Source organism: Sphingopyxis sp. CR5 (genome assembly GCF_059693785.1).
This window is the reverse complement of sequence record NZ_JCATIE010000008.1, coordinates 1-25272: the sequence shown is the minus strand read 5'-3', so window position 1 is coordinate 25272 and position 25272 is coordinate 1. Positions and strand designations below refer to the sequence as shown.

The window sequence follows — 25272 nt, the reverse complement described above, 5'->3', positions numbered from 1 at the left end:
AAAGGGGGAAGAGCAATCTTTCCCCTTTCTTTATTTACCTGTGCGATTAACAAGCGACGGTTGAGGGACGAGGGGGGTTTCATGGCAATCTTGACCATGGCGAAGCGCCACATGCGGGCGCTGATGGCGGTTTTGGCCGCATTGTTCATCCTCGTGGCTCCCGCGCTCGCAATGCGCGTATCGCCGATGGTGGTCGAAATGGAATCGCGCGGCAGCGATTCCGTCGCGCGCATCGAGGTTCAGAATATCAACGCGGGCAAGCTGGCCTTTCAGACGCGCGTCTTTCGCATGACGATCGGCGCCGATGGACAGATCACCGAAGCGCCCGCCGACGACAAATTCCTGATTTTTCCGCCGCAAGGCGCGCTGCCGCCGGGTGGGCGGCAAGTCATTCGCCTCCAATGGGTGGGCGATCCCGAGATTGCGACAGCCGAAGCCTATTATGTTTCGGTCGAACAATTGCCCGTGGCTTTCGAACCTGGAACCGAAGATGCCGCGTCGGCACAGGTACAGGTTCTCTACAAGATGCGTGCACTCGTCGTTGTTGCACCGCCCGGCGCCAAGCCCGACGTTAAAGCTACATCGGTTCATCAGGCCGATTACCAGCCGCGAACGCCGCCGGGATCGACCGAGGTGCCCCCGATGCAGGACGGTGTCGAGGTGACGCTTCGCAACGATGGGCGACGGCACGCGATGATGTCGAATTTCGCCTGGCATCTGGAGGGCACTGATCGCGACGGCAAATGGCTGCGTGTAGACATCTCGCCCGAGGAATTGACGCGTGTCTTGGGGACTGGCTACGTTCCCGCGCAGGGTGAGCGCACATTCAATCTGCCGGTGCCCGGCTTCGGGCCTGGCCCCATCAAGCTGACCTTTGCAAAATGATACGACGGGCGGCACTATGCTCGGTGGCGGTGTCGGCCCTCTGGGTGAGCGCCGCCGCTGCGCAAGTATCGATCCCGCTGCCGCAAAAGCCGGCCAGCCCGCCGCCTGCTATCCCGCAATCGGCGCCGCCCGAACCGCCGTCGACGAGCATCCCGTTGCCAGGCGTCCCAGCTCCGGCTCCGCCCGGTCCTGACGACCAGCCCGAACTTGGACTGCCGCAGGTGCCGATCGGTCCGCACGGCCGACCCGATATCAACCCGTATGAGCGCGACATCGACATGACGGTGCCGCTGACATTTCTGAGCAGCAGTCTCGGCGACATTCCAATGCGGCTTACTGCCGACGATCGCTTCCTGCTGGACACCGCGACATTCCTGAAGCTCGTCAAGCCGATCCTCACCGAGGAAGCGCACGCGAATCTCGCGTCGCATCTGGCCGGTGTGACCCAATTCGGTCCCGACGACCTGAAGGACACCGGCGTCGCATTGACGTACGATCCGAGCACGCTCGCGGTCGTGGTTGTCGAAGTATCGCCCGACCAACGCGCGACGGTTAATCTGTTCGCGCCGCCGCGTGACGATGTAAACGACATTTCGCTCGAGCCCGAGAACTTTTCGGCTTACCTAAATCTCAACGTCATCCAGACTTATATCTGGGAAGGCGACGACCATAGCGATCCGCCTACCGTCAATTTCGACGGTGCCATCCGGGTAGGACCGGTTGTCTTCGAAGGCGACGCGCAATTCGGCCAGCAGTTCACGCTGGATGGGGAAAGTTACAAGTTCCGCCGCAACTATGCGCGCCTTGTCTACGACCAGCCTGATGATTACCGCCGTTGGTTTCTAGGGGATCTCGATCCCGAAATTCGGGGGCAGCAGTCCTACGTCCAGATGGGCGGCATTGGCGTGGTTCGCCAACAGCGGCGCTTCAACACTTTTCGCTCGGCGATCCTGCAAGCTGATCGGCAACTCGTGCTTCAGCGCGAATCGACGGTGCGATTCATGCGCAATGGCTCGCTCTATCGCGAATTGCGACTGCAGGCTGGCCGCTATGATTTCAGCGATCTGCCGCTCGTCGCCGGCAGTAACGATATCGACATCCAGGTTATCGACAATAGCGGCGCAATCCAGAATCTGTCCTTCCAGCAGTATCTCGATCCGATCGACCTGGATCCGGGCGACTACGAATATGGCGCCTATTTCGGACCGATGAGCGACACCTTTGGCGGAGCGCCGGATTATAAAGGACCGCTCGCTTTCACCGGGTTCTTCCGTAAAGCGTTCTTCAACGCGCCGGCGATTGGCGTGGGCTTGCAGGCGAGCAAGGAAGTTCAAACGCTCAACGGACAGACCCAGTTCGTGCTGCCCAATGGCGGACGCCTGCTCCTCGACGCAGCCGGCAGTCATTCGAAATTTTCGGGCGAAGGCTATGCGCTCGGCGCAAGCTACGAACATTATTTCGACCGGGGCGGCCTGTCCGACAGCATGACACTGCGCGCTGATTACACGTCGAAGAACTTTGCCAATCTCGGCAACACTTTCGGCATCAATACCAATTCGTTGACCGCGACGGCGCAATACACGCACCAGTTTAACATGAAATTCCTGATGACTGCTTCCGGGTCCTACCTCAAGGGACGCGGGGTGATCGGCGATACCTATCGCGTCGGGGCGGTGGGCTATTATCGCATCGATCGCGAGTGGACGTTCCGTGCCGGCGTCGACTACGCCAAATATCCTTCGAGCATTTCGACCCGGAACGGGTTTAGCGTCATGGTCGGCCTCGTCTTCCAGCCGGACTATCGCCGCCGCGCCGAGGCCCGCTATGAGAGCCGCGACAATCTGGGCGAACTCTCCTACAATCAGAGCGGCCTCAACCAGCTCAATAGTGTCGGCTTCGGTGGTGTGCTCACTCGCGACGATAATAGCGCCCAGGCGCTGGGCTATGCATCCTATTCGGCCAACCGATTCGAAGCTGCGATCAGCCACGCGGCGTTTGGGCCCGATGTCTCCAATTTCGCCAACGTCAATGCGACGACGGTGCGGGTCGGTACCACGATCGCCTATGCCGGCGGCATGGTCGGACTTGGGCGGCGGATCAATGACAGCTTCATGCTCCTCGAACCGCACAAGAATCTCGGCAAGCGCAGCGTCGTCGCTGGGCAGTCGCTCGCGCAGAACGATTATATCGGCCGCAGCGGCGCGCTGGGGGCGGCGGTGAACAATTTCCTCGGCTCGTACACGACGCAGTCGGTGCAGTACGACGTCGAGGATCCGCCGGTCGGGTACGACACCGGCCCCGGGGTATTCCGCGTCCATCCGCCGTACAAGAGCGGCTATGCCGCCCGCATCGGTACGGAATCCTTTGCGAGCGCGATGGGTACGCTGATGCTGACCTCCGAAAAGCCCGTGTCCCTGATCGGCGGGCGCGTAACACTGCTCGACGTGACCGAGGGCGACACCCCTCAGCCGACGCCGTTTTTCACCAACAGCGCCGGTCGCTTCGCGATTTCGAATCTCTTGCCCGGCCGGCGCTATCTGGTCGAAACCTATGGTGCAAACGGCACGGTCAACCGCGCGTTCGAATTCACCGTCCCGGAAGATACCGACGGGCTCGTCAACCTGGGAACCGTCCGGTCGGGCCAGTTCAAATAAGGAGGCTCCATGCTTCGCTCATTGCTTCTCGCCGCCGCCGCGCTCAGCGCTCAGGCCGCCATTGCGCAGGGACCCGCCGCGACAGCCCGCCCGGCCGATTGCATGGTGCGGATGACTGCGGCGCCAACCGCCTGGATCATCGACGGCTACGATCCCTATGGTGGATCGCTTCCCGAAGGCACCTTCGGGGTCACATACACCAACGATGGCGGCGCCGAATGTCGCTTCGCGCCGATCTTCGAGCTGACTCAGCCGCCGTTCGGTTTGTCGAAGGGCACAGGCAAGCCGATCGGCTATGCGCTGCTCAACCTCACCGATACGCAGGACGTTACCCCGCGCGCCGGGCGTTCGCTCCGGACGCCTTCTTCGCGCGAACTGGTGCTGGCGCCGCAGGAATCGAAAACCATCCTCTACAAGCTCGTCGCCGATCCCGACGACGTGCGCGACGCGGGGACCTTTACGCAGGATGTGACGATCGAGGCGCAAGATCGCACCTTCCGATCCCTCGGAGGGACAAGGCTCGTGCTTGGGCTTCAGGTGCTGCCGTCGGCAAGGATCGGGTTAACCGGTGCCTATCGGATGAGTGACGGCCACGCCGTTGTCGATCTCGGCGACCTGCGCCCCGGAATTGCACCGGTTCCCTTGCAATTGCGCGTTAGCAGTACCGGTCGTTACGACCTTCAGGTTTCGTCGGCGAATTCGGGAAAGCTGCGGCTCGGATCGAGCGACTGGACAGTTCCTTATACGCTCGTCGTTGGAGGCACCTCGGTGAATTTGACCGGCGTAAGTACCGTCGCGGGGCCGAGCGACATGGGTTATCGGCGAGATTCCCTTCCGATCCATTTCGTTATTGGCGACATTTCCGACCGGCGGGCAGGTAAATATAGCGACGTCGTTTCGATTTCAGTGACAGCGCGATAGTTTTCTGGCCAATATTGGTTAACCTCATATTTATCTTAAATGGCATGATCCCGTTTACTACTGCTTAACTCAATATTATTTTTGAGGCGCTATTCGCTGACCCACGCTTTGGCCATTTGGCAGAAAGGGTGGCGAATGTTTCGGAACTTCACGATCGGCTTCATGGGACTGGTGCTGGCGACGGCACCGACGTCGGCATTTGCCGCCTCCTATGGTTTCAATCTGCGCGCCACCGTTGCGGTTCAATGCATGGTCAGTCATCGTGCGACGGGTTTCGGCGCGATCAGCGGAGATGCGGTTTCGCTGGGCATGTTCCGCGAATATTGCAACGCGCCCCAGGGATACGACTTGATCGTCAATTATACGCCGGGAACGATGCAGGGCGCCCGACTGATTGCGGGGAACGACGAGATCGTTCTGAACGGCTCGGGCTATGCCGTTCTCAGCCGCACGCAGGGCCCGCGCGTGCGCGAGCGCGCCATCGCTGCGGTCCCGGGCGACAATGGTTTCGATACCGATCATCTCGACCTGCAGATCGTTCCCACCTGAACCGAGGCTCTCGATCGTGGTGTTTTTCTTGGTTCAACCTGCGCCCTGTTCAGTGGGCGAGGAACAGGGCCACGTTTCTGTGCATAACTTGGTCGCAGCAAGATCGCCTTTGACATCCGGGCAAGCGCCGGTTCCCGTGCGCTGATTTGCAGGGGATGTCCCCGGTAAGCCTATCCACAACGAAGGGACGCGCAGCTATTGCTCGAGCGTGATCGTTCCGGGGTGATGCTTGTCGAGGTGGCGCTTGATGATCTTCAGGTTGCGCGTGTTCGAGCGGAACAAAAGGTCGAAGGCGTCGCCCACGAGCGGGATGGCGCCGAGCGCGGTGTCGACGCCCAGATTGCCCATCATCCGCCATAGCTTCCACTTCGGCATGCCGAGGTTTCGCGCCTCCCAGATGATATAGGCGCCCATGGCCGCGGTCACGACATCGCCGACGATGGGCACCAGGCCGACGATCGCGTCGAGCCCGACCGGTCGGTTGATGCCGGGAATGGTAAAACTGCGCTCCAGCAGGAACTCGAGCGTCTCGATGCGCTTGCGCAGCGCGGCGGGATCGTTGCGATTCTGGACCAGTGCCTCGAAAATCGCATCGGTGTCGGGCGTCGACGGGGCCATTGGCGTCCTTTGCATGAGCGCGCGAAAGGTGCGCGCCACTCTCTAGTTGGGAGCGTCGCGCAGGCGATTCAATGGGTGCTGCGCGCGAGCGTTGGCCCTCAGGCCCGAAAGCCGCTGGGCGGCCACCGACCAGCGTAGCGGCGTGGCCAGGGGGATGAAGGGCGTATATCGGCCAAGAATCGTTTCGGCCTCGCCGATCAGGCGGGCTCGCTCGACAGGGTCGGCGGCGGCCGTCGCCTCGTCGATCTTGCGCTGCGCTTCGCTGTTGCACAGCGTATCCTCGCGGCACGACAGGCGGCGCAGACCCCACAGCGGATCGTCATTGGGGGTGACCTGGTCGACAAGTTTCAGATCGGCGGCGGCACCGATATCGACGCGCTTGCTGGGTACGCCGATGCGGTCGAAGTCGGCGGCGACATAGGCATAGAGGATTCGGCCGCCAGGCGAATCGGGGACCGCGATGCGCAGCGGGTCGATGTCGCGCCCCGCCGCCTTCCACGCATCGACGACCCGCTTCGCCTGCGCCAAGCGCGACGCATCGTCGTAATCGGCCCAGGCGGGCAGCAGCGGCACCGGGCCGCCGTCGCGAGCATAGAGGGCAGGGCGCAGCGTGACCTGGGGCTGCCATTCGGTCAGCCCGAACGCTTCGACCAGTCGCTGCCGCCGGACTGCGCGCGACAGGGCTTCGCGGTTGGCGTCGGTGGCCAGGAAGCCCTCGGCGCGCACAAAGACCAGTCCGAACAGGCCGGGGACAGGATCCACCACCAGCCGCGATCGGCCGATGTTCGACGCGATGAAATAAGGAAGGGTGGAAAAGCGACCGCCGAGCACGCCATCGGCATAGCCGTTCTTGAATCGTGCCAAGGCCCGCGGTGCGCTTGTCCCGACGAGTTCGATCGACGCCGCCGGATCGGCGGCCGCCGCCTCGGCTTCTTCCGGATCTTCGGCCAGCGGGTCGGGAACCGGTGTGAGCAACAACCCGCGTCCGTCTTTTCCGGGCCGCATCGGTCCCCAGCCCATGCCGCGGTTGACGATCGCCATCGCGGGCTGGGCGAGCAGTTCGAGAAGGTCGGGCTGCGGTACCGAGAGGCGAATCTCGATCACCGTGTCGGTCATCGCCTTGATCGTTTCGACCTCGGGAAAATCGTCCTTCAATATATTTTGGCTGCGGCGCCCGAGATAGGAGCGCAGGATTGCCGCGACCTCCTCCGCCGCGACCTTCTTGCCGTTCGACCATTTGGCTTCGCGAACCCGGAATATATAGCTGCGACCATCGGCGGTCACCGTCCAGCGCTCGGCGAGGCCGACATCGATCTGGCCCTCGGCGTCATAGCTGACAAGGCCCTGCGACGTGGCTTCGAGCAGCGCGGCATTGGTCGCCGACAATTCGCCACGAATGGGATTGGCGGCGGGATTGAGCGGGCCGATCGCGGCGATGCGGACGGGCCCCTGTTCGCCGAACAGGCCGCAGCTCGTCAGGGTCAGCGCGAGCAGGCCGGCAGCGAAGAAGCGCGAGCCGATGCGCCGTGCCGTCATAATCTCGCTGCTCCCGTCACTGGTGCGGACGGCGGGACTCGAACCCGCACACCCATATGGATAGCAGATTTTAAGTCTGCTGCGTCTACCGGTTCCGCCACGTCCGCGCACCGGCAGACGGTCAAGCGGATGACCCCGAAGAGGTCAAGGCCTGTTTGCGACTTCACGGCCACGCGCGGACCGGGTAGGGAGGGCGGCATGCAACCAGTGCTCTCCATCGCTGGCCTGGCGAAAACCTATAAAAGCGGGCACCAGGCACTCAGCGGCATCGACCTGACGATCAACAAGGGCGAGATTTTCGCGCTGCTCGGCCCGAACGGCGCTGGCAAGACGACCTTGATCAGCATCGTTTGCGGCATAGTCACCCCTACGGCGGGGAGCGTGACCGTCGCGGGTCACGATCACAGCCGTGACTTTCGCGCCGCGCGGACGATGATCGGGCTCGTTCCCCAGGAACTGCATACCGACGCGTTCGAAAAGGTGATCACGACGGTCAGTTTTTCGCGCGGCCTGTTCGGAAAGCCGCGCGATCCGGGCTATATCGAGCGACTCCTGCGCGATCTGTCGCTGTGGGACAAGCGCAATGCCAAGATCATGGAATTGTCCGGCGGGATGAAGCGCCGCGTGATGATCGCCAAGGCGCTCAGCCACGAACCCGACATCCTGTTCCTCGACGAGCCGACGGCAGGGGTGGACGTCGAACTTCGCCGCGACATGTGGAACATGGTTCGCGGCCTGCGCGAGCGCGGCGTCACCATCATCCTGACCACCCATTATATCGAAGAGGCGGAGGAAATGGCCGATCGTGTCGGCGTGATCAGCAAGGGGCGATTGATCCTGGTCGAGGAAAAACATGCGCTGATCAAGAAACTCGGCCGCAAGACGCTGACCCTCAACCTTGCCGACCCGCTCACCGCGATTCCCGCCGAACTCGGCGAATGGACGCTCGAACTGGCGGGCGAGGGGCACGAACTCGTCTATGAATTCGACAGCCAGGCCGAGGCGACCGGGGTGCCATCGCTGCTGCGGCGGATGAGCGATCTTGGTATCGGCTTCAAGGACCTCAACACCACGCAAAGCTCGCTCGAGGATATCTTCGTCGGACTGGTGCATGAAACGCGGACGGAAGGGAACGCCGCATGATCAGCAATCCGCGCGGCATCCGTTCGATCTATGCCTTTGAAATGGCGCGGTTCGGACGGACGTTCTGGACCAGCCTGATGCTGCCCGTGATCACCACGACGCTCTATTTCGTCGTGTTCGGGTCGGCGATCGGAAGCCGGATGAGCTCGGTCAGCGATGTGCCCTATGGCGCCTTCATCGTGCCAGGGCTGATGATGTTGACGATGTTCACCGAAAGCGTCAGCAACGCGAGTTTCGGCATCTATATGCCGAAATGGACGGGCACCATCTACGAAATGCTGTCGGCGCCGCTGTCGCCGATCGAGATGGTCATCGCCTATGTCGGCGCTGCGGCGACGAAATCGGTGATCATCGGGGCGATCATCTTTGCGACCGCGCACCTGTTCGTCGACATCCAGATCGCGCATCCGCTCTTCATGGTCGGCTTCATGCTGCTGATGGCGGTGACCTTTTGCCTGTTCGGCTTCATCATCGGCATCTGGGCGCAGAGCTTCGAGCAGTTGCAGGTGATTCCGATGCTCGTCGTCTATCCGCTGACCTTCCTCGGCGGTGCCTTCTACTCGCTGTCGATGCTGCCGCCGGCCTGGCAGACGGTGACGCTGTTCAATCCGGTCGTCTATCTGATCAGCGGCTTTCGCTGGACCTTCTTCGGGCAGGGCGATGTCGGCATCGGCGTCAGCATGGGCGCGGTCGCGCTATTCCTGACGCTGTGTCTGGGCGTGATTTTCTGGATGTTCCGGACGGGCTACCGCCTGAAGAACTGAGCCGGAATGTCAGGCCGGTCGTCGCTGCGGCCGCGCTGGCGCGGTTCGACGCTCAATCGTTCAGCCGTTCGCGCATTTCCTTGCCCGGCTTGAAATAGGGCACGCTTTTCGCTTTCACCGCGACGGGCGCGCCGGTGCGCGGGTTGCGCCCGGTGCGCGACTCGCGGGCACGGGTGGAAAAGGCCCCGAAACCGCGCAATTCGACGCGGCCGCCGGCGGCAAGCTGGTCGACGATCGAGTCGAAGAAGGTGTCGACGATTTTCTCGACCTCCTCGACGCGCAAATCGCTGTTTTCGCTCGCAATCTTTTGAACCAGTTCCGACCGGATCATCTGCTTCCCCTCATTGTCACGCGCATCGCAGCGGATGCGGTCATCCGGTCGTTGCCGGCGCCAGTGCGTGAGACCCCTCCCAACGCGATGCGAGACTAACATGAATCAGGGTGCGGTCAAAACATATAGCGGATGCAAAAAGGCCCACCGAGGGACACTCGGCGGGCCTTTCCGTCATATCGTCGCTGGCAGGAAGGATCAGTCCTTCTTGCCGGCCTTCAGCGCTTCGCCGAGGATGTCGCCGAGCGACGCACCCGAATCCGACGAACCATATTGCGCGACCGCCTGCTTCTCTTCGGCGATCTGGAGCGCCTTGACCGAGAAGTTCGGCTTCTTCGAGCGGTCGAAGCCGATGACCATCGCGTCGAACTTCTGGCCGACCTGATACCGGTCGGGGCGCTGTTCGTCGCGGTCGCGGCCGAGGTCGGCGCGCTTGATGAAGCCCGTGGCGCCATCGTCGCCAGCCTGCACTTCGAGGCCGTTGTCGCGGACTTCGAGCACGGTGACCGTGACGGTCTCGTTCTTCTTCATCGAACCGGCAGACGCGCCGGCACCGACGGCGGGCGCTCCCTTTTCAAGCTGCTTGATGCCCAGGCTGATGCGTTCCTTCTCAACGTCGACATCGAGAACGACGACCTGCACCGTCTCGCCCTTGCGGTGGAGGTGCAGTGCTTCTTCGCCCGAGATGCCCCAGGCGATATCCGACATGTGGACCATGCCGTCGACATCGCCGGGCAGGCCGACGAACAGGCCGAACTCGGTGGCGTTCTTGACTTCGCCTTCGACGACCGAACCGACCGGATGCGCTTCGGCGAAGGCGCCCCAGGGGTTCGACTGGGCCTGCTTGAGGCCGAGCGAGATACGACGCTTTTCGCTGTCGACCTCAAGGACGATGACGTCGACTTCCTGGCTCGTCGAAACGATCTTGCCGGGGTGGACGTTCTTCTTGACCCACGACATTTCGCTGACGTGGACCAGGCCTTCGATGCCCGGTTCGAGCTCGACGAACGCGCCGTAGTCGGTGATGTTCGTGACCGTGCCGGCGAGCTTCGCGCCCACCGGATATTTGGCGGCGACGCCTTCCCACGGATCGGCTTCGAGCTGCTTCATGCCCAGGCTGATACGCTGCGTGTCGCGGTTGATGCGGATGATCTGCACCTTCACCGTGTCGCCGATATTGATGATCTCGCTCGGGTGGTTGACCCGCTTGTAGCTCATGTCGGTGACGTGGAGCAGGCCGTCGATGCCGCCGAGGTCGACGAACGCACCGTAATCGGTGATGTTCTTCACCGCGCCTTCGATGATCTGGCCCTCTTCGAGGTTCTGGATCAGGCCCGAACGCTGTTCGGCGCGCGTTTCCTCGAGGATCGCACGGCGCGAGACGACGATATTGCCGCGGCGGCGATCCATCTTCAGGATCTGGAACGGCTGCGGCAGGTCCATCAGCGGGCCGACGTCGCGCACGGGGCGGATGTCGACCTGACTGCCGGGCAGGAAGGCCACGGCACCGCCGAGGTCGACGGTGAAGCCACCCTTGACGCGGCCGAAGATGACGCCTTCGACGCGGGCTTCCTTGTTGAATTCTTCTTCCAGGCGGTCCCAGGCGGCTTCGCGGCGCGCACGGTCGCGGGACAGCATGGTTTCGCCATTGGCGTTTTCGACGCGGTCGACATAGACTTCGACTTCGTCGCCGACCTTCAGGTCGGCCTTCTGGCCCGGCGCGGCGAATTCGCGAAGCGGCACGCGGCCTTCGCTCTTCAAGCCGATGTCGATCACTGCCAGGTCGTTTTCGATGCCGGTTACGGTGCCCTTGACGACGCGGCCTTCAAAGCCGCCCTCGGCACCACCCAGCGATTCATCGAGCATCGCGGCGAAATCGTCGCGCGTCGGAAAAGCCGTAGTGGCCATAAATTGATCTTCCTTGCTTCATTCGTTTCCGGCCAAGCGGTTGGGTCCGCTGGTCTTGTGGCCGATCCGTCCCGTTCGCCGAATGCAAAGCGGAACACCCGCGGGAACGCGGCGGCGGAAGGGCAGCGGGCAATGCAAAAAAGGCGCGACGAGTGCACCCCGTCACGCCCGACGCTCAGGTGGAGCGGCGGCCTGTCCGTGCCTCAACCAGCGCAATCGCCCGTTGGACGGCGGCGTCTATAGTCATTTCGCCGGTGTCGAGCAAGTCTGCATCGTGCGCCTGCGCAAGCGGCGCGTTCGCGCGCCCGCTGTCGCGCGCGTCGCGCGCGCGAATGTCCGCAAGCACGGTGTCATAGCTGACCTCGACCCCGCGCGACCGCATTTCGGCATGGCGTCGCCGCGCCCGCTCTTCGGGGCTTGCGGTGATAAACAGCTTGGCATCGGCGTGCGGCGCGATGACGGTACCAATATCGCGGCCGTCGAGCACCGCGCCGCCGGGTTGATTGGCAAAGTCGACCTGCCGCTGGAACAGCGCCTGCCGCACGGCGGGATGCACGGACACGCGGCTCGCAAGTCCGCCCGTCGTTTCATAGCGCAGCGCCGGGTCGCCGAGCAGGCTATCGGGGAAATCGCAAGCGGCCAGCGCGTCGCCGGCCTTGTCGGCGTCGCCATGATCAAGCTGCGTCTGGTAGCCGACGGCGCGATAGAGCAGGCCGGTGTCGAGCACCGGCAGTCCGAAATGCGCGGCGAGCGCGCGGGCGATCGTTCCTTTCCCCGACGCCGTGGGGCCATCGACCGCGACGATCATGCCGCACCCCCTGCCGCGCGCCGCCGCAGCGCGCGCGCCAGCCCCCATAGCGCGATGCTCGCCCAGGCGATCTCGAGCAGGAAGGAGGCGAGGTTGAAGTGGACGAGAAGCGAAATCATCAACAGGAGCGCGCCGACAAGGTTCACCGCGTTGAACAGCACGCCGTTCGGTTTTACCGCCAGGTTGATATAGGCGAAGGCGGCGAGCACGCAGGCCGTGCCGACAAGGCCGATTGCATTCGCCGCGGTGCCGGACAGCCAGTCGATCATGCCGGCAATCCCGCCAGCAAGGGTTCGAAATTGGGAAAGCTCGTCGCGACCGGCGCGATGTCGTCGATCGTGACCGGTGCCCTGCTGACGAGGCCCGCGATCGCGAAGCTCATGCAGATGCGGTGGTCGAGATGGCCGGCAACCGTCGCGCCGCCGGGCAGCGGATCGCCGCCGCTGCCATCGATCACGAGCCCGTCGGGCCGTTCCTCGACCCGCACGCCGATGGCCTGCAGGCCCGTGGCCATCACCGCGAGGCGGTCGCTTTCCTTGACGCGCAGCTCGTCGAGCCCGCTCGTCGTCGTGCGCCCTTCGGCGAGCGCGGCGGCGACGAAAAGGATCGGGAATTCGTCGATCATGCTCGGCGCGACCGCCGGATCGACCTCGATCCCGGTCAGCACGCTATGGCGGACGCGCAGGTCGGCGACGGGCTCGCCGCCGACGTCGCGGCGATCGAGTTCCTCGATATCGCCGCCCATCGCGCGCAATACGTCGATCAGGCCGGCGCGCGTCGGGTTCAGTCCGACGTTGGCGATCGTCACGTCGGAGCCGGGGACGATAAGCGCGGCGACGATGAAGAAGGCGGCCGAAGACGGATCCCCCGGCACGGCGATCGTTCGGGGTTTCAGTTCGGCTTCGCCGTGGATGCGGATGTGGCGCGTGCCGTCGGCGGCGGTGTCGACGGTCAGATCGGCGCCGAACCCGCGAAGCATGCGCTCGCTGTGGTCGCGGGTGGGAATCGGTTCGATCACTTCGGTGACGCCGGGCGTGTTGAGGCCCGCCAGCAGGACCGCGCTTTTTACCTGCGCCGAGGCCATCGGCAGGCGATAGGAGAGGGGCACGGCGGGCGCGATACCGCGCACCATCAGCGGCAGGCGCCCCCCCGGCGAGGCCGAAATTTCGGCGCCCATCTGGCCGAGCGGATCGATGACGCGGCCCATCGGGCGGCCCGACAGGCTGGCGTCGCCGGTGAAAGTGGCAGTAATCGGATGGCTTGCGACAAGGCCCATCAGCAGCCGGGTCGACGTGCCGCTGTTGCCCATGTCGAGCACTTCGCGCGGCTGGAGGAGGCCGCCGACTCCGACGCCATCGATCACCCATTCGCCGTCGTCGCGCCGTTCGATGCGCGCGCCCATCGCCCGCATCGCGGCGGCGGTGGCCAGAACATCGTGGCCCTCCAGGAGGCCGGTGACGCGGCTGGTTCCCACCGCGAGCGCCGATAGCATCAGCGACCGGTGCGAAATGCTCTTGTCGCCGGGAATGGCGATCTTACCTTTGAGCGGAGCGGACGCGCAAAAGGCGCGCGGTGTGGCGATAGGGTCATTCATGGCGTGCGGCTTTTGACAGCGGCCCGACAATCTGGCAAGGCGCACGCCGATTTGACGGATCGGCCGCGAGGCGCCGTTTTCTTTCCGAAATTTCACAACCGTTTCCAAAGGTTTACGAGGCTTATATGGTAAAGGCTGAATGGGGCACGAAACGTAGCTGCCCGAAATGCGCCACGCGATTCTATGATTTGACCAACGATGATCCGGTGACCTGCATCAATTGCGGCTATGCCTGGATCCCGGAATCGGTGCTCAAGTCGAAGCAACCGATGCCCTTCGAAGAGGCCGAAAAGCCCAGCAAGACGAAGGAAGAGTCGAGCGACGACGATCTGGATCTCGACGTCGATGTCGACGAAGATAGCGATTCGCCCGACAACGACGTCGACCTTGGCGGCGACGACGACCTCGGCGTGTCGACGGGCGACGACGACGACGACGAAAGCTGATAATCCGGCACAGGGGCCAAAAAAGCATCGTTCGGTGCATTTGGCCCCTTGCATAGTGGGCGCGCGCTGGTAAAGGCGGCGTCCCGGTCGCACCACCCAGGGCGACCCGCAAAATGGCACGGGGCCTTAGCTCAGCTGGGAGAGCGCTACAATGGCATTGTAGAGGTCACCGGTTCGATCCCGGTAGGCTCCACCATTTTTCCTCGGCGGGCGCGGCAGAGCGCTTCTCATGGCGTATTAGCGGTCACCGGTTCGATCCCGGTAGGCTCCACCATTTTCCTCGTCGAGCGCGGCAGAGCGCTGCTCACGGCATATTAAAGGTCGCCGGTTCGATCTCGGAGGCCCCGCCCATCTCCCCCGGCAGCGCGTCAGACCGCCAGCTCTTCCTTCTCGATCAGCGGTTCCACACCGATTGGATCGGCGAGGCTGATCCGGTCGAGAATCGCGGCGGTATCGTCGCGAACCTTCAACATGAGGCTGCGCATTCGGCATTCGGCCTCGGGAAGGCAATTCTTGCAGGCTTCGTGCGCGTTGCGGCTTGCGCAGGGAACGAGCGCGAGCGACCCGCGGGTGAGGCGAACGAGATCGCCATAGCTGATGTCGATCGGCGGCAGGGCGAGCTGGTAGCCACCGTCGCGGCCGCGCTGCGAAATGAGCAGTCCTTCGCGCGCCATTTCGGACAGGATCACCGTCAGGAATTTGGGCGGAATGTTTTGAGCCTCCGCAATGTCCGCAAGCTGCACCTGCCCCTTGCCCCAATGGTCTGCAAGGTGCTGGAACGCGCGGATCGTATAGCGGGTCTTTTGCGAAAGCATGGCCGCTGTCTGGGCCACTTCGCGGCTAATTTCAACCTGTGGACAAGACAATCTTTGCGCCATTGATTGAAATCACAGCGAGGTCTAGTTTCGCCTGCAAAACAAGGGGTCGCCACTGGCAATAATCTGGAGCGGGCGATGCGACGATGGTTTTGGCTTCCGGCATGGGCGGCGTGTGCGGGTCTTATGGCGACGCCGGCGGAGGCGCAGTTTGGCGGTCTTTTGCGAAAAGTCACGACTCCGGCGCCGGCGCCGAGCGACGATGACAGCAATGGCGGTTGTCCCAAGGGCAAGAAAGGGAGCAGCGTCGGACGCGGCATATTGGGCGGCGTCCTGCGGGATGCGGTTGGCGACGCCGCCAGCAAGGCGGGCGTTTACAGCTATGTCCCGATCGCGGAGGTGAGCGAGACGCTGACCGACGCCATCGCCTGTCGCCTCGATCCCGCCGAGCAGGTTCAGGCCGCAAAAGCCACCGAGGATGCGGTGCGCGGCGAGGAGGTTGGGTCGACCGCCAACTGGACGAGCGAAACCCGCGACGGGGTCAGCGGGTCGTCGACGATCGTCGCACGGAACGACGAGGGCGGCGGCCGCCAGTGCATCAACGTGACCGATTTCATCATCGTGGACGGCGAAGAGACGCGGGCGACGAAGCACATGTGCCGCGACCCCGGCGAAGCGCGCTACAGGCTGGCGCAGGCGTGACGGGCGGGATCCGCCTAGCTCTCGGCATTGCCGCCCTTGCGACCGTTGCTGCGGGGCCCGCGATGGACCCCGACAATCCGACCTGTCCGCTCCACCCCGGCTGGTCGACGAATCCGACCATGACATTGACGCCGGTCGAGCGTGGCGGCGTCAAGATACTGCTCGCCGAAGGCCGCGTCGATGCGGGGCTTCCAGACCGTCTCGCGAAAACGCTGGCGGCGAACCCGGACGTGCGCGAAATATGGCTGCGCTCGCCCGGCGGCGACGCGCGGGCCGGCAACGCCGCGGGGCGCGTCATCCGTTCCAACCTGGGGATTACGACGCGTATTCCGTCGGGCTGGGCCTGTTTCAGCGCCTGCAATTTCGTCTTCATGGGCGGCATTCCGCGTTATGTCGATCCGGGCGGGCTCTTCATCGTACATATGTTCACGCGCACGGGAGACCGCGGCACGATCGACATGAGCGTCGCGATGGGGACCGATGCGACCACCGAACTGATCGGCGATGTCGAACAGGACGCGGCCTTGCTGGCGAGCGAGGATAATGACTTCCTCATCAAGATGGGGGTTTCGCGCAAGCTTTTGACCGACGTCATGTATCGCCAAAAGGCGGTGAAGGGCAGCGGCGACGATCGTTCGACGCGGCGCTGCCTGACCCAAGACGAGGCGTTGAAATATGGGGTCGACAGCACCGATACCACCGGCGGCGGTTAGGCCTTCGCGTCAACGTTGCAAATTGCAACGGACGGCGTAGACTGGCTCCAGGAACTGGGAGAGCCGGCGATGAACGACATGACGCATCCGCGCGCAAAATTTCGTGCAATGACCGAAGGCACGCAGGAAGACTGGGACATCATCGCCGCCGAGCAAAAGGAGTTCGCTCCCAATAACGGCGCCCGCATCCTTGAGCATCTGAAGCTGCTGGCGGGCGATTACGGCGGTTTTCCGGTCGACCGGCTGACGCATTGCCTGCAAACGGCGACCCGGGCGCACCGCGACGGACGCGACGAGGAATATGTCGTCATGGCGCTGCTCCACGATATCGGGGACACGCTCGGCGCGTTCAACCACCCCGATATTGCCGCCGCGATCCTCAAGCCCTTCCTGTCGGAGGAAAACCACTGGATCGTCCAGCATCACGGGATTTTCCAAGGCCATTATTTCTTCCATTACATCGGGCTCAACCGCGATATGCGGGACCGGTTTTCGGGCCATCCCTATGCCGCGGCCTGTGCGGAATTTTGCGAGAAATACGACCAGCCGGCGTTCGATCCCGATTATGACACGCTGCCGCTCGATGTCTTCGAGCCGATGGTGATGCGGCTGTGCGCGCGACCGAAGCAGAGCATCTACAAAAAGGTCATGACCGAAGAGGCCGCCGAATAAAAGCAGGCCCCGACCGTCATCGGTCGAGGCCCGGTTCCTCGGGAAATCGATGCGACCGCGAAGCGGGGCGCCCGTGCCTCTTTGCTTCAAGCGCCTTTGAAGGCAGCCTTGCGCTTTTGCTGGAACGCCAGGATGCCTTCCATCGCGTCGGCGCTGTTGCCGGCGACGAACTGCCCCATGGCCTCCGCGTCGAGCGTTTCGGAAAAGCTCTGCGTGAGGCCGCCGCGCAAAATCTTGCGCATCGTGCCGAGCGCCACGGTGGGGCCGCTCGCGAGCCGGCTCGCCAGCGCGCGGGCTTCGTCCATGAGCGCATCGTCGTCAACCGCCTTGTAGATAAGACCCCAGTCGGCGGCCTGTTCGGCGCCGATCTTTTCGCCCAGCATCATCATCTGCGCGGCGCGAGGCAGGCCGATCAGGCGCGGCAGCAACCAGGACGAGCCGCCATCGGGAACCAGCCCGATGTTGACGAAGGCTTGCAGGAAATAGGCGCTCTTGCCCGCAAGCGTGAAATCGCCCGACAGCGCGAAGCTGCATCCCACACCCGCCGCGGGGCCGTTGACCGCCGTGACCACCGGAATGTCGAGATTGGCGAGCGCCAGGAGCATCGGGTTATAGTGGTTGCGCAGCGCCTTGCGGCTGTTCGCGCCGCCCCCGACCGCCGAGGCGGTGCGATCGCCGGCCAGGTCGGCGCCCGAACAGAAACCGCGACCTTCCCCGGTGATCAGCAGCGCACGCGCGCCGAGCACGCCCATCCAGTCGAGGGCGGCGCGGACGTCGTCGGCCATCGCCGGCGGCATCGAATTGAGCCGTTCGGGGCGGTTGAGCGTGATCGTCGCGACATCGTCGGCGACGTCGAGCTTGATCGTGTCAAAGGTCGGGATGTCGGTCATGGGGAAGGATCCTCTCGCAGGCTGCTTTACCTTTACGTTCACGTAAAGATGTGGCGCATTTGGATCACAAGTGCAAGTGCAAGAGAGAGAAGGCCACTTGTCGGTCGGAGCGACCGCATCCGTCGTTCCGCTTGGCGTCCATAAGCAATTTTTGGCGGTTGTGAGGCGGCGCCATCTTACCCGCGAAGGACCAAACTAACTATTTATTTGCCCACGGTCGTCAGAGTGGGGCCGCGAGAATGATGGAGCGACCGAATTCATGCCACAAGATCCACGTAATAGGCAGGACGGATCGCAAAAACACCCAAACGGAAAATGTCCCTGGGACATCAAGCTGCTTGCGATCTTTGTCGGTGTTTTGTGGGGAGTCACCGTCGCTTGGCAAGTTTTCGGCCTTGATCATAGGCTGGACCCGCCCAATCACTCCGAGGCCGCGGTGTGGGTCCTTACGTTTACGGGCGTAATCTTCCTCTACTTTATCGTTCTGGAGATTGTTGCCGCTTGGGGGATCATCTTGGGGATACCCACCAGCCTTCTTGCGATTAATTTTGCTCTTCAGAAGGCCGCACCCAAGCGCCGATGGTTCATCTCGGGAGCCGGTTCCGCTGTGTTATTTGTCGGCGTGCCCCTGCTTCTCAATCATGGTGAGGAGCGGCGATTTGTCGGCCTCTATCAGCGCAATGATGTGGTTTCACCCCCTCAGATTGAAGGGCGTGCGGTCGAATTGCAAAATTCGGCACCGTCCAGCACGGAATCGAGGCTTTGGCACGAATGCAGTGATCGTTGTCTGGAACTACTCGTGAGGGGGCATGCCCAAACGGTAACCATGTCCTTTCCGGGCGCAGAGGATGCGCCAGCGAGCGGACCGTTTTATCAAACGTTTCGATTGGGCTCGATCGGGCCAGACTGTGCGGGAGAAATCCGTCGGTACCAATGCGCCCGTTTGGATTCCAGCGAGCTCCCTGCGGATCGGATCATCGTGTGGGTCGGCTCCGTCAATTTGCCAGCCGACTCTGTCAGATCGACGGCGCGGCGACTCTACGTCCGTGATACCCGGGACCGTGATGCCTCGCCCCGGCATATGACGAGTTTCACCTTCGCCCACTTCCCCGGTCTGCTGAACATCGCTTGGGGCCCCGGAAGATTTTATCTGCCGCGGAGAGGACTACCGATGTTCGGCAAGAACGGCCTGGACGACGAACTTTACGGGAAGCTCATGTCGAAAAAGGTTTTGCGGGGTTCATATTCGCGGTTTCACTCTTGATCCTGTGCGATCGCAGTCGATTTTGGGAGGGCCCTGGCACGGTGGGCAAGCTCTCGGTCCCTACTCCACGTCGAGCCGCACGAACCGCATGTCTCCTTCGGCACGGTGAAAGGTGATGCCGCGTTCGGTGCGTTCTGCACAACTGCCGTCGAATGCGACCACGCCCAGGTCGTTCGGCTCGATGACCACGCGCAGCCTGCCGCCATCGGCGTCTGCGAGGTCGTATCTTGGTGCGGTGATATTATAGATTGGCTCGCGCAACTCGACCCAGCGTGGGATGCGCTCGTCGTCGTCCGGCATCGTCCAGCCGTCCTCCTGGGTATATCCTTGGATCGGATTGCCGGTATCGAACCCGATCCTGAAATCGACGCCGGGAATACCGCGGCCGTTGGGCCAGGTAACAAGCAGGGTCGGGGTGGCGCCATCGACTTCGACCTGGGACCCCTTTTTCATCGCCGGCGCGACGGGGCGGGGTTCGGTCGTAAGGCAGATCGAGTTGCCGCGCCGTTCCCAGCGACCTTCCGCCCATTCGTCGAGTGCGCCGGCGGCCAGCCGATACTGGAACCGGCCATCCTCGCGGATCAACAACCCGCCGCCTACATCGGGCCCTTCGTCCACCCCATATTCTCCGACGAAGCTCGCAGGCTCGGCGGCAATGCAGGGGAGGGCGAGCAAGGCGGCGAGCATGAGAGGAAGAGCGAACATACGCATCGCCGGGTTATGGGTATTCCTGTGCCGATGCGCCAGTCTCTTCCCACTTGCGGCGGCGCCTGTTATGCAATGCGGCCGGATCTGCGGGCCAGCCGCAACGCTGGGAATGGCGCTCCGCCGTAGAATCTGAAGGGCGAGGCGACTGAAGAAAAAGGCGGGAGCCTGACCCCCCGCCCAATGACCCGCCGCGAGTCTGCAATCGCCGACGGAATAGTTCCAGTGGACGGCCAGCATACGCGCCTGCGCTGTCGGGTCAAGATGAACGATGCGTGCTGCATAGGTCGCGGTCGGCTGCGGCGAACAAATTCGTCTGCACGGCCATCCGGGACCGTGTTGCACGCTACGGGCATGCAGGGTCGGTCTGTGCGCGGCTCTTTCCTGCAGGCCGCATTCCTGCCATGCGAACGGGATGGAAGAGGGACCCCGATGGAAAGCCAAGGCGCTCGCGATCGAGTTCTGGTTCGTGGCCGCGATCGTCGGCGGGTCTTTCCTCGCTGGCCTCTACGGCTGGGTGAAGACCCTGCTCGATTGAAGTCGGCCGGAGGTGCGAACAGAATGCCGATGCCCGTCGCGGCCGCCCGCCGAGTGCAAAATGGCCAGGGGCGGATCGCCCGAGCCGCGCGGGGGTTTTAGCCCGTCCAACTGGTCACGGTCTTCGTCCGCCGACACGTCCCACAAGGCGCCTTGGTGCGGCTATAGAGCGGCGCACCAAGCTTGCGGGTTACCACATTCGCTTGACTGCGCACCGAAAGATTAAGCTGATCGGTAATACAGTCGTCGCAAATCCGCTGTCCGCCGAGGCTGACGAGAAGGCGTTCGATCTCGCTGGCTATCGTTACGCGCTGGCGCATTGCATCGGTATAGGCGGCAGCGCCGGATAGGACCAGAGGCGCGGAGAACCACGGGCCGCCGGGGAAATTGGTGCATCGGGCAGTCTTGCCAGATGCTTTTGCTCCTTCGCGCAAGCGTCCCATCGTCAAGGGATCGTTAACCTGATTATAGCATCTTGGTCCCGATCTACAGTCTGGTGCCGCCTCGCTCTTACCCCCACCTCGGCAGCACCACGAAGGGCGGCGCGCCGTGCATGGTCCATGCGCGTGCCACCCGTTTCGCTTCCTGCTGGATCCGGTTAAGTGAAGGGCCCCGTCCCCCTTCGGCGGGGCCCATCTGCCTCGCCCGCGGGGGGATGAGGCGGGGCATGTCCTTCCGGTCCGAGGCGACGCGCGTCTCGTCGACCGGCGGTGGCCTTATGCGAAGGAGAAGAGCGCGAGGGAGGTGTCGGACCGTAAACGCGGTCGAAATCGGAAAGGTTCCTCTGCCTGCCCGTCATCCGCGCGGCGAGGGAGTGGCCAATGTTTCGCGATATTGCTGAATACGGGTTGTCCGCAGACCGCGTACTCCGATCCGGTCGAACAATCGCTGCCAGGTGCTCAGTTCCTCGAACGACATTCGGTATCGCAGGCATGCTTCTTCCGGTGTCAGCAGGCCACCCTCGATCGCGGCGACAACCTGCGCCTTGCGGCGGCTCACCCAACGCGACGTGTTCGGCGGCGGCAGATTGTCGAGTGTTAATTCTTCGCCCATCGGTCCGATGACCGCCGCCCGGCGGATCTTTTGATTTTCTAGCACTTTGGCACTCCCTTGGCAGCTCGCGCTGCACAGTGCCTCCCCGGCCTTGCAACCCTTCTAACCTTCCCGTTGCGGGTTAACGAAAGGCGAGGCATCGTGGTTAATTGCGCCGGGCCGTGGCGCGCTACGGTCCGAAATAGAGTGGCCCGGCACCGGTTAGCGGGTAGTGACACCCGCCCGGAGGGATGTCGCCTTGCGTTTGCGGGCGGGGGAGGGAGCGCTCACAGTACCCGCGAGGCGCAACCATTACGGAAAATTCATTTGACGCTGGCTGGGCGGCTGCCGCATCGGTTCCGTTACGCAGACCGCGCGCCGGGTAATGGCGGGCAACCTCGCCGAACGCATTCCGCTCCGCGACACCGGTGACGATTTCGACGAGCTCGCCGGAACGCTCAACCAGATGTTGGGGCGGATTGAGGAGGCCGTTGAAGCGGTGCGCCGCGTGTCCGACAATGTCGCACATGAATTGCGCACGCCGCTCGCGCGGCGGCATGCCGATCTCGACGATTTGCGTGTCGCGTCTGACGAGCGCGAACGCCAGCGGATCGCCGAACAGGCGGTAGCTGAAGCGGAGCGGCTCCAGTCGATCTTCGATGCGCTGCCGGGTATCGCGCGCATCGAAAGCGGACGACATCTCGCCGGCTTCCGGACTGTCGACCTTGCTCGCCGACGCGATCGAATATCACCTGCCCGGTGCGGAAGTGCGGGGCCAACGCATTTTGAGCGAGATTGCGCCGGACCTGATGCTCGAGGCCGATCCCAACCTGCCGTTTCAGGCGGCGTCGAACTTACTGGACAATGCTGTAAGATATGGCGGCGAGGGCGGCACGGTTGCGGTCCGGTCAGACGAAAGAGGGCCGCAGATCGTGATAGAAATATCCGATATCGGTCCCGGTATTTCGCCCGCCTATCACGAAAAGGTGGTCGAACGCTTCTTCCGATTGTCCGACACCGCGACTCAGCCGGGAAGCGGTCTCGGCCTGTCGCTCGTCAAAGCGATCGCTTTGCTGCACCGGGGAAAGCTTCGCATTATAGACTCGGCATCGGACGCACGAATTTGTCTGATATTCGGTCGTCCGGTTCGCGAGAGGTAGTTGCTGCCCGCGCCGTTTTCTGACCGCAGAACGGCCGGTTCGAGAGGGACCAGACGCTGTCGCGTGGCCTCGATCGGATCCGCCGTCTCACCGGCCCGACCGTGGATGCCAGCGCGGCCGTCATTGCGATCGCGACGCCGTCAAATACCGGTAGCACCGGCGGGAGCGGGCTGCATATGCCTCCTCGCCACGGCGACGATGCTGTCGCGCTGAACGGCATGGAGACTGATCGGTCTGATAGTCGACTCCCTGTGCTTGCGGCCGACGCCGGTTTCGGCATGCGATTTTTCAGAGGGTGCGGGCCCGAAAGCACAGGCGAAACTGGATTGGCGCCGGCCTGACGATTGCCACTCGATCGGTGTTTTGCGCAATCCGAGCTGACGGTGCGTCGGATCAAGTCCGGGGGCCGGAGTGCTGAAGGCTTCGCGGCGTTTGCAGATTCTCTCATCTGCACGCGCTTGCACCCGGATTCGGGTCCAGTTCTCCTTGCCTCAGTCTTGGAGCTACGGGATAGCTGACTTGCGCTGATTGGTTCCAGCGTGTGACCGGGTTCCGGCACGGATGTCCAGGCGTTCTGCTAAAGGTGCCGGTCTGTGGATCCGACAACATAGAACCTCGCTCGGTCACTTTTTTTGAGTGCGGCTAGCGCAACACAGGTGTCGGCGTCGCCAGGTTCAAACTCTTCGGGGCAACCTGTCTCAGACTCACAGCGATTGTTGATCGTCGATTTCCGGACCGTCATCGCAAATACCTTTAAACACATCATAAAAAGGTATTATAATAAAGCGGATATTCAGAGATATATCGTAAAATGTAAGATAGATCCGGTCTTATATTCCTAAATACACCTTCCGGAAATTTAGCGTAATTATACGTAATTGGTACGTTTTTAGATAATATTTAAATTATAAAATGGATCGTCCTTTCTCAGTTCAATAATTTGTCACAGCGACTCGATAATGTCGCAGTTTATAGAAAGGAATCTCCATGAGAAACCATGAATCTTGCATCGCTGATCTCGGCGACGCGCGCGTCGAAACCCGGGGCGCTGCGATCGACGGGAAGCTGGATGTGCAGACGTTCCAGCGTTATCCCGAGGGCGGCATTGAAGCCGACGACTGACGCAAAGGGCGTGCGGAGCCAAAGGCACCGCACGCCATTGCGGTATCGACATGCCTTCGCTTCGACTTCGATCCGATCTCCGGCACTGCACGATTGGTCGGCATATCATCTGCCTCGATCTGCGGGAAAGCCGCTATTTTCTGCTAGAGGGCTATGGAGCAGAGGCATTTTGCGCAGCTGTTTCCGATGACGCCAGTGGCGCACAAATGAATTGGCTGACGTCTAAGGGGCTGACTGAACCTGGCAAGCCTGGCTCTGTTTGGGATGCCGCACTGCCGCCCGAAACTAGCGTTTATGACGAAAGTCTTCCGGTGGTTCGGATGCCCCTCGTCGCGGAAGCGATCGTGACGCAGTGGCGCGCCCGGCGAAGGCTGGCCCGTCGGCCGCTCAGCTCACTGTTGCTCGCCAGCGATCTCGCGGCAACGACCTCCGAATGCTATCTGGACATCGCAGCCGCCTTTATCCGAGCGTCGCGCTACCGCGATGCAACCGATCAGTGCCTTGCACGCGGTCTCGCCATCCGAGCGATGCTCGCGCGCCGCGGTCTTGGTTGCGACCTTGTTCTCGGAGTCACGCTCCCCTTTGCGGCTCATTGTTGGATTCAAACGGGAAGTCTGCTGCTTAGCGATCCGTTAGATCACATCCTAAACTATCGCCCGTTGATGACCGTTCGATGAGGCTTTCTTTCGGCCTCGAAATCCCGGTGCCGGGCATCGAACCTGTCCAGCCTACGTCCGGCAGACACATTCTCAACTCGGAATCAGTGTCTCTATGGAGCAAAGCGCCTCGCCTCGACCTTGGGGCGCTGGGATGTATCCTGGGGCCCTTGTTCCGGCGCGAACCGCCGTCGCCTCGCGTTGCCGAGTTAAACCGAGACGATGTCGACGATATCCTTCGATCACGAGGCGCGGCTCCGTCTGCCAGCTGGAAACGCCGAATCTCACCGCGATCAGTCGTGAATGTTTCAGCCGCGACGGCCTTGGCTGAACCTGCAGAAAAAGGTCCCGGTAACGTTGCTCCGAAGGCTCCATAGCCGATCAGCAGCAATCCAGCGATCGTGGCAAACGCTCCCCAGGATAACCAGCGTCCCGCCAGTAGCTGAGATCGTCGTCCGGCCCGATCTTCTCCGAACCGCGAGGAGATCTTGAGAATTGCCGCGCGATCGAGCTGACGCTCGACACGATCATAGGCAGCGCGATGTTCGGGTGCGCTCGCGAGCCATTCCTTGAACTCGGCGCGCAGAGCGTCAGAACTCACCCCTCGCATTTTGACCACCCATGCCCGGGCGATCTCGTCAACCGAATAGCGGGCATCGTTCGCGTTCATCGCTCACGTTCCACAAGGGCGGCGATTTTCGCAAGTGCCTTCATCATGTGATTGTCCGTCGTCAGAACATTTGGCACAACTCGCGGCGTAGGTTTGCGGAGTGCGGGCCTCGTCTGAGGTTTGATGTTAGGCGGCGAGCCTGCGGTGTTGCAAGCGCCGATGTTCGAGTGTCTTTCG

28 protein-coding genes and 2 tRNA genes are annotated in these 25272 nt (G+C 62.5%); 16 read left to right on the top strand and 14 right to left on the bottom strand.

Features of this window, described 5'->3' with window-relative positions; all coding sequences use genetic code 11:
* Positions 1–81 precede the first annotated feature (81 nt).
* The 4 genes from AC58D2_RS13250 to AC58D2_RS13235 all read left to right on the top strand — a co-directional run bounded on the left by AC58D2_RS13250 (position 82) and on the right by AC58D2_RS13235 (position 5009).
* Positions 82–885 carry a fimbrial biogenesis chaperone gene (locus tag AC58D2_RS13250; protein WP_497391074.1) on the top strand — a complete coding sequence of 268 codons (804 nt, stop codon included), beginning with the start codon at positions 82–84 and terminating at the stop codon, positions 883–885.
* 23 nt (positions 886–908) lie between these two features.
* Positions 909–3539: a fimbria/pilus outer membrane usher protein gene (locus AC58D2_RS13245; protein WP_497391072.1), complete on the top strand. Its 2631-nt coding sequence runs from the start codon at positions 909–911 to the stop codon at positions 3537–3539.
* A 9-nt stretch (positions 3540–3548) separates the two neighbouring features.
* Positions 3549–4460 (top strand): hypothetical protein, encoded by a 912-nt coding sequence (locus AC58D2_RS13240; protein WP_497391071.1) that lies wholly within the window; start codon positions 3549–3551, stop codon positions 4458–4460.
* Positions 4461–4595: 135 nt separating this feature from the next.
* A complete protein-coding gene (locus tag AC58D2_RS13235) occupies positions 4596–5009 on the top strand; it encodes a hypothetical protein (protein ID WP_497391069.1) in 414 nt (137 codons plus the stop codon).
* 195 nt (positions 5010–5204) lie between these two features.
* Here the strand turns inward: AC58D2_RS13235 and AC58D2_RS13230 are convergent, their stop codons facing one another.
* The 3 genes from AC58D2_RS13230 to AC58D2_RS13220 form a co-directional block, all read right to left on the bottom strand.
* Positions 5205–5627 carry a DUF4112 domain-containing protein gene (locus AC58D2_RS13230; protein WP_497391067.1) on the bottom strand — a complete coding sequence of 141 codons (423 nt, stop codon included), beginning with the start codon at positions 5625–5627 and terminating at the stop codon, positions 5205–5207.
* A gap of 42 nt (positions 5628–5669) precedes the next feature.
* A complete protein-coding gene (locus AC58D2_RS13225; RefSeq protein WP_497391065.1) occupies positions 5670–7163 on the bottom strand; it encodes an ABC transporter substrate-binding protein in 1494 nt (497 codons plus the stop codon).
* Positions 7164–7183: 20 nt separating this feature from the next.
* Positions 7184–7270 (bottom strand) — tRNA-Leu (locus AC58D2_RS13220).
* A gap of 91 nt (positions 7271–7361) precedes the next feature.
* Between AC58D2_RS13220 and AC58D2_RS13215 the strand changes: the two genes are divergently transcribed.
* Positions 7362–8306, top strand: coding sequence for an ABC transporter ATP-binding protein (locus AC58D2_RS13215; protein WP_497391063.1), 945 nt, complete (start codon positions 7362–7364; stop codon positions 8304–8306).
* Entirely contained in the window at positions 8303–9070 is a 768-nt protein-coding gene (locus AC58D2_RS13210; RefSeq protein WP_497391061.1) for an ABC transporter permease, read from the top strand. Before AC58D2_RS13215 ends, AC58D2_RS13210 begins: the two co-directional genes overlap by 4 nt.
* A 52-nt stretch (positions 9071–9122) precedes the next feature.
* On the opposite strand, the gene AC58D2_RS13205 is transcribed toward AC58D2_RS13210, so the two are convergent.
* The 5 genes from AC58D2_RS13205 to aroA form a co-directional block, all read right to left on the bottom strand.
* Positions 9123–9401, bottom strand: coding sequence for an integration host factor subunit beta (locus tag AC58D2_RS13205; RefSeq protein WP_497391059.1), 279 nt, complete (start codon positions 9399–9401; stop codon positions 9123–9125).
* Positions 9402–9599: 198 nt separating this feature from the next.
* The gene (gene rpsA / locus AC58D2_RS13200; RefSeq protein WP_497391057.1) at positions 9600–11309 is read right to left on the bottom strand and encodes a 30S ribosomal protein S1; all 1710 of its coding nucleotides are present in this window, start codon (positions 11307–11309) and stop codon (positions 9600–9602) included.
* A 175-nt stretch (positions 11310–11484) separates the two neighbouring features.
* Positions 11485–12117, bottom strand: a complete 633-nt coding sequence (locus tag AC58D2_RS13195; protein ID WP_497391055.1) for a (d)CMP kinase — start codon at positions 12115–12117, stop codon at positions 11485–11487.
* Complete coding sequence (locus AC58D2_RS13190; RefSeq protein WP_497391053.1) at positions 12114–12386, bottom strand: CBU_0592 family membrane protein; 273 nt, start codon at positions 12384–12386, stop codon at positions 12114–12116. The genes AC58D2_RS13195 and AC58D2_RS13190 overlap by 4 nt, the downstream gene beginning before the upstream one ends.
* Entirely contained in the window at positions 12383–13711 is a 1329-nt protein-coding gene (gene aroA / locus AC58D2_RS13185; RefSeq protein ID WP_497391051.1) for a 3-phosphoshikimate 1-carboxyvinyltransferase, read from the bottom strand. The genes AC58D2_RS13190 and aroA overlap by 4 nt, the downstream gene beginning before the upstream one ends.
* A gap of 125 nt (positions 13712–13836) precedes the next feature.
* Here aroA and AC58D2_RS13180 point away from each other — a divergent pair, with 125 nt between their 5' ends.
* Both AC58D2_RS13180 and AC58D2_RS13175 read left to right on the top strand, forming a co-directional pair.
* Positions 13837–14157, top strand: a complete 321-nt coding sequence (locus AC58D2_RS13180; RefSeq protein ID WP_497391049.1) for a TIGR02300 family protein — start codon at positions 13837–13839, stop codon at positions 14155–14157.
* A 120-nt stretch (positions 14158–14277) separates the two neighbouring features.
* Positions 14278–14353 (top strand) — tRNA-Ala (locus tag AC58D2_RS13175).
* Between the two features lie 172 nt (positions 14354–14525).
* On the opposite strand, the gene AC58D2_RS13170 is transcribed toward AC58D2_RS13175, so the two are convergent.
* A complete protein-coding gene (locus AC58D2_RS13170; protein WP_497391047.1) occupies positions 14526–14972 on the bottom strand; it encodes an RrF2 family transcriptional regulator in 447 nt (148 codons plus the stop codon).
* Between the two features lie 186 nt (positions 14973–15158).
* On the opposite strand from AC58D2_RS13170, the gene AC58D2_RS13165 reads away from it, so the two are divergent.
* From AC58D2_RS13165 to AC58D2_RS13155, 3 genes are all read left to right on the top strand, one after another.
* Entirely contained in the window at positions 15159–15674 is a 516-nt protein-coding gene (locus tag AC58D2_RS13165; RefSeq protein ID WP_497391045.1) for a hypothetical protein, read from the top strand.
* A gap of 62 nt (positions 15675–15736) precedes the next feature.
* Positions 15737–16387: a COG3904 family protein gene (locus tag AC58D2_RS13160; protein ID WP_497391043.1), complete on the top strand. Its 651-nt coding sequence runs from the start codon at positions 15737–15739 to the stop codon at positions 16385–16387.
* A gap of 69 nt (positions 16388–16456) precedes the next feature.
* A complete protein-coding gene (locus AC58D2_RS13155; protein WP_497391041.1) occupies positions 16457–17059 on the top strand; it encodes an HD domain-containing protein in 603 nt (200 codons plus the stop codon).
* Between the two features lie 86 nt (positions 17060–17145).
* Here AC58D2_RS13155 and AC58D2_RS13150 read toward each other — a convergent pair whose 3' ends face one another.
* Positions 17146–17949 (bottom strand): enoyl-CoA hydratase-related protein, encoded by an 804-nt coding sequence (locus AC58D2_RS13150; protein ID WP_497391039.1) that lies wholly within the window; start codon positions 17947–17949, stop codon positions 17146–17148.
* A gap of 259 nt (positions 17950–18208) precedes the next feature.
* Here AC58D2_RS13150 and AC58D2_RS13145 point away from each other — a divergent pair, with 259 nt between their 5' ends.
* Positions 18209–19213, top strand: a complete 1005-nt coding sequence (locus AC58D2_RS13145) for a hypothetical protein (protein WP_497391037.1) — start codon at positions 18209–18211, stop codon at positions 19211–19213.
* 60 nt (positions 19214–19273) lie between these two features.
* Here the strand turns inward: AC58D2_RS13145 and AC58D2_RS13140 are convergent, their stop codons facing one another.
* Complete coding sequence (locus AC58D2_RS13140; protein ID WP_497391035.1) at positions 19274–19924, bottom strand: hypothetical protein; 651 nt, start codon at positions 19922–19924, stop codon at positions 19274–19276.
* A 409-nt stretch (positions 19925–20333) separates the two neighbouring features.
* Here AC58D2_RS13140 and AC58D2_RS13135 point away from each other — a divergent pair, with 409 nt between their 5' ends.
* Positions 20334–20456 (top strand): hypothetical protein, encoded by a 123-nt coding sequence (locus AC58D2_RS13135; RefSeq protein WP_497391033.1) that lies wholly within the window; start codon positions 20334–20336, stop codon positions 20454–20456.
* A 97-nt stretch (positions 20457–20553) separates the two neighbouring features.
* Here the strand turns inward: AC58D2_RS13135 and AC58D2_RS13130 are convergent, their stop codons facing one another.
* Both AC58D2_RS13130 and sciP read right to left on the bottom strand, forming a co-directional pair.
* Positions 20554–20904 (bottom strand): hypothetical protein, encoded by a 351-nt coding sequence (locus AC58D2_RS13130; RefSeq protein WP_497391031.1) that lies wholly within the window; start codon positions 20902–20904, stop codon positions 20554–20556.
* A 346-nt stretch (positions 20905–21250) separates the two neighbouring features.
* Positions 21251–21553 (bottom strand): CtrA inhibitor SciP, encoded by a 303-nt coding sequence (gene sciP, locus AC58D2_RS13125; protein WP_497391029.1) that lies wholly within the window; start codon positions 21551–21553, stop codon positions 21251–21253.
* A gap of 659 nt (positions 21554–22212) precedes the next feature.
* Here sciP and AC58D2_RS13120 point away from each other — a divergent pair.
* The 3 genes from AC58D2_RS13120 to AC58D2_RS13110 all read left to right on the top strand — a co-directional run bounded on the left by AC58D2_RS13120 (position 22213) and on the right by AC58D2_RS13110 (position 24446).
* The gene (locus AC58D2_RS13120) at positions 22213–22647 is read left to right on the top strand and encodes a sensor histidine kinase (RefSeq protein ID WP_497391027.1); all 435 of its coding nucleotides are present in this window, start codon (positions 22213–22215) and stop codon (positions 22645–22647) included.
* A gap of 987 nt (positions 22648–23634) precedes the next feature.
* The gene (locus tag AC58D2_RS13115; RefSeq protein ID WP_497391025.1) at positions 23635–23769 is read left to right on the top strand and encodes a hypothetical protein; all 135 of its coding nucleotides are present in this window, start codon (positions 23635–23637) and stop codon (positions 23767–23769) included.
* A 206-nt stretch (positions 23770–23975) separates the two neighbouring features.
* Positions 23976–24446 carry a lasso peptide biosynthesis B2 protein gene (locus AC58D2_RS13110; RefSeq protein WP_497391023.1) on the top strand — a complete coding sequence of 157 codons (471 nt, stop codon included), beginning with the start codon at positions 23976–23978 and terminating at the stop codon, positions 24444–24446.
* On the opposite strand, the gene AC58D2_RS13105 is transcribed toward AC58D2_RS13110, so the two are convergent.
* Positions 24391–25095, bottom strand: a complete 705-nt coding sequence (locus AC58D2_RS13105) for a FecR/PupR family sigma factor regulator (protein WP_497391021.1) — start codon at positions 25093–25095, stop codon at positions 24391–24393. The two genes, AC58D2_RS13110 and AC58D2_RS13105, sit on opposite strands and share 56 nt — an antisense overlap.
* Between the last annotated feature and the right edge of the window lie 177 nt (positions 25096–25272).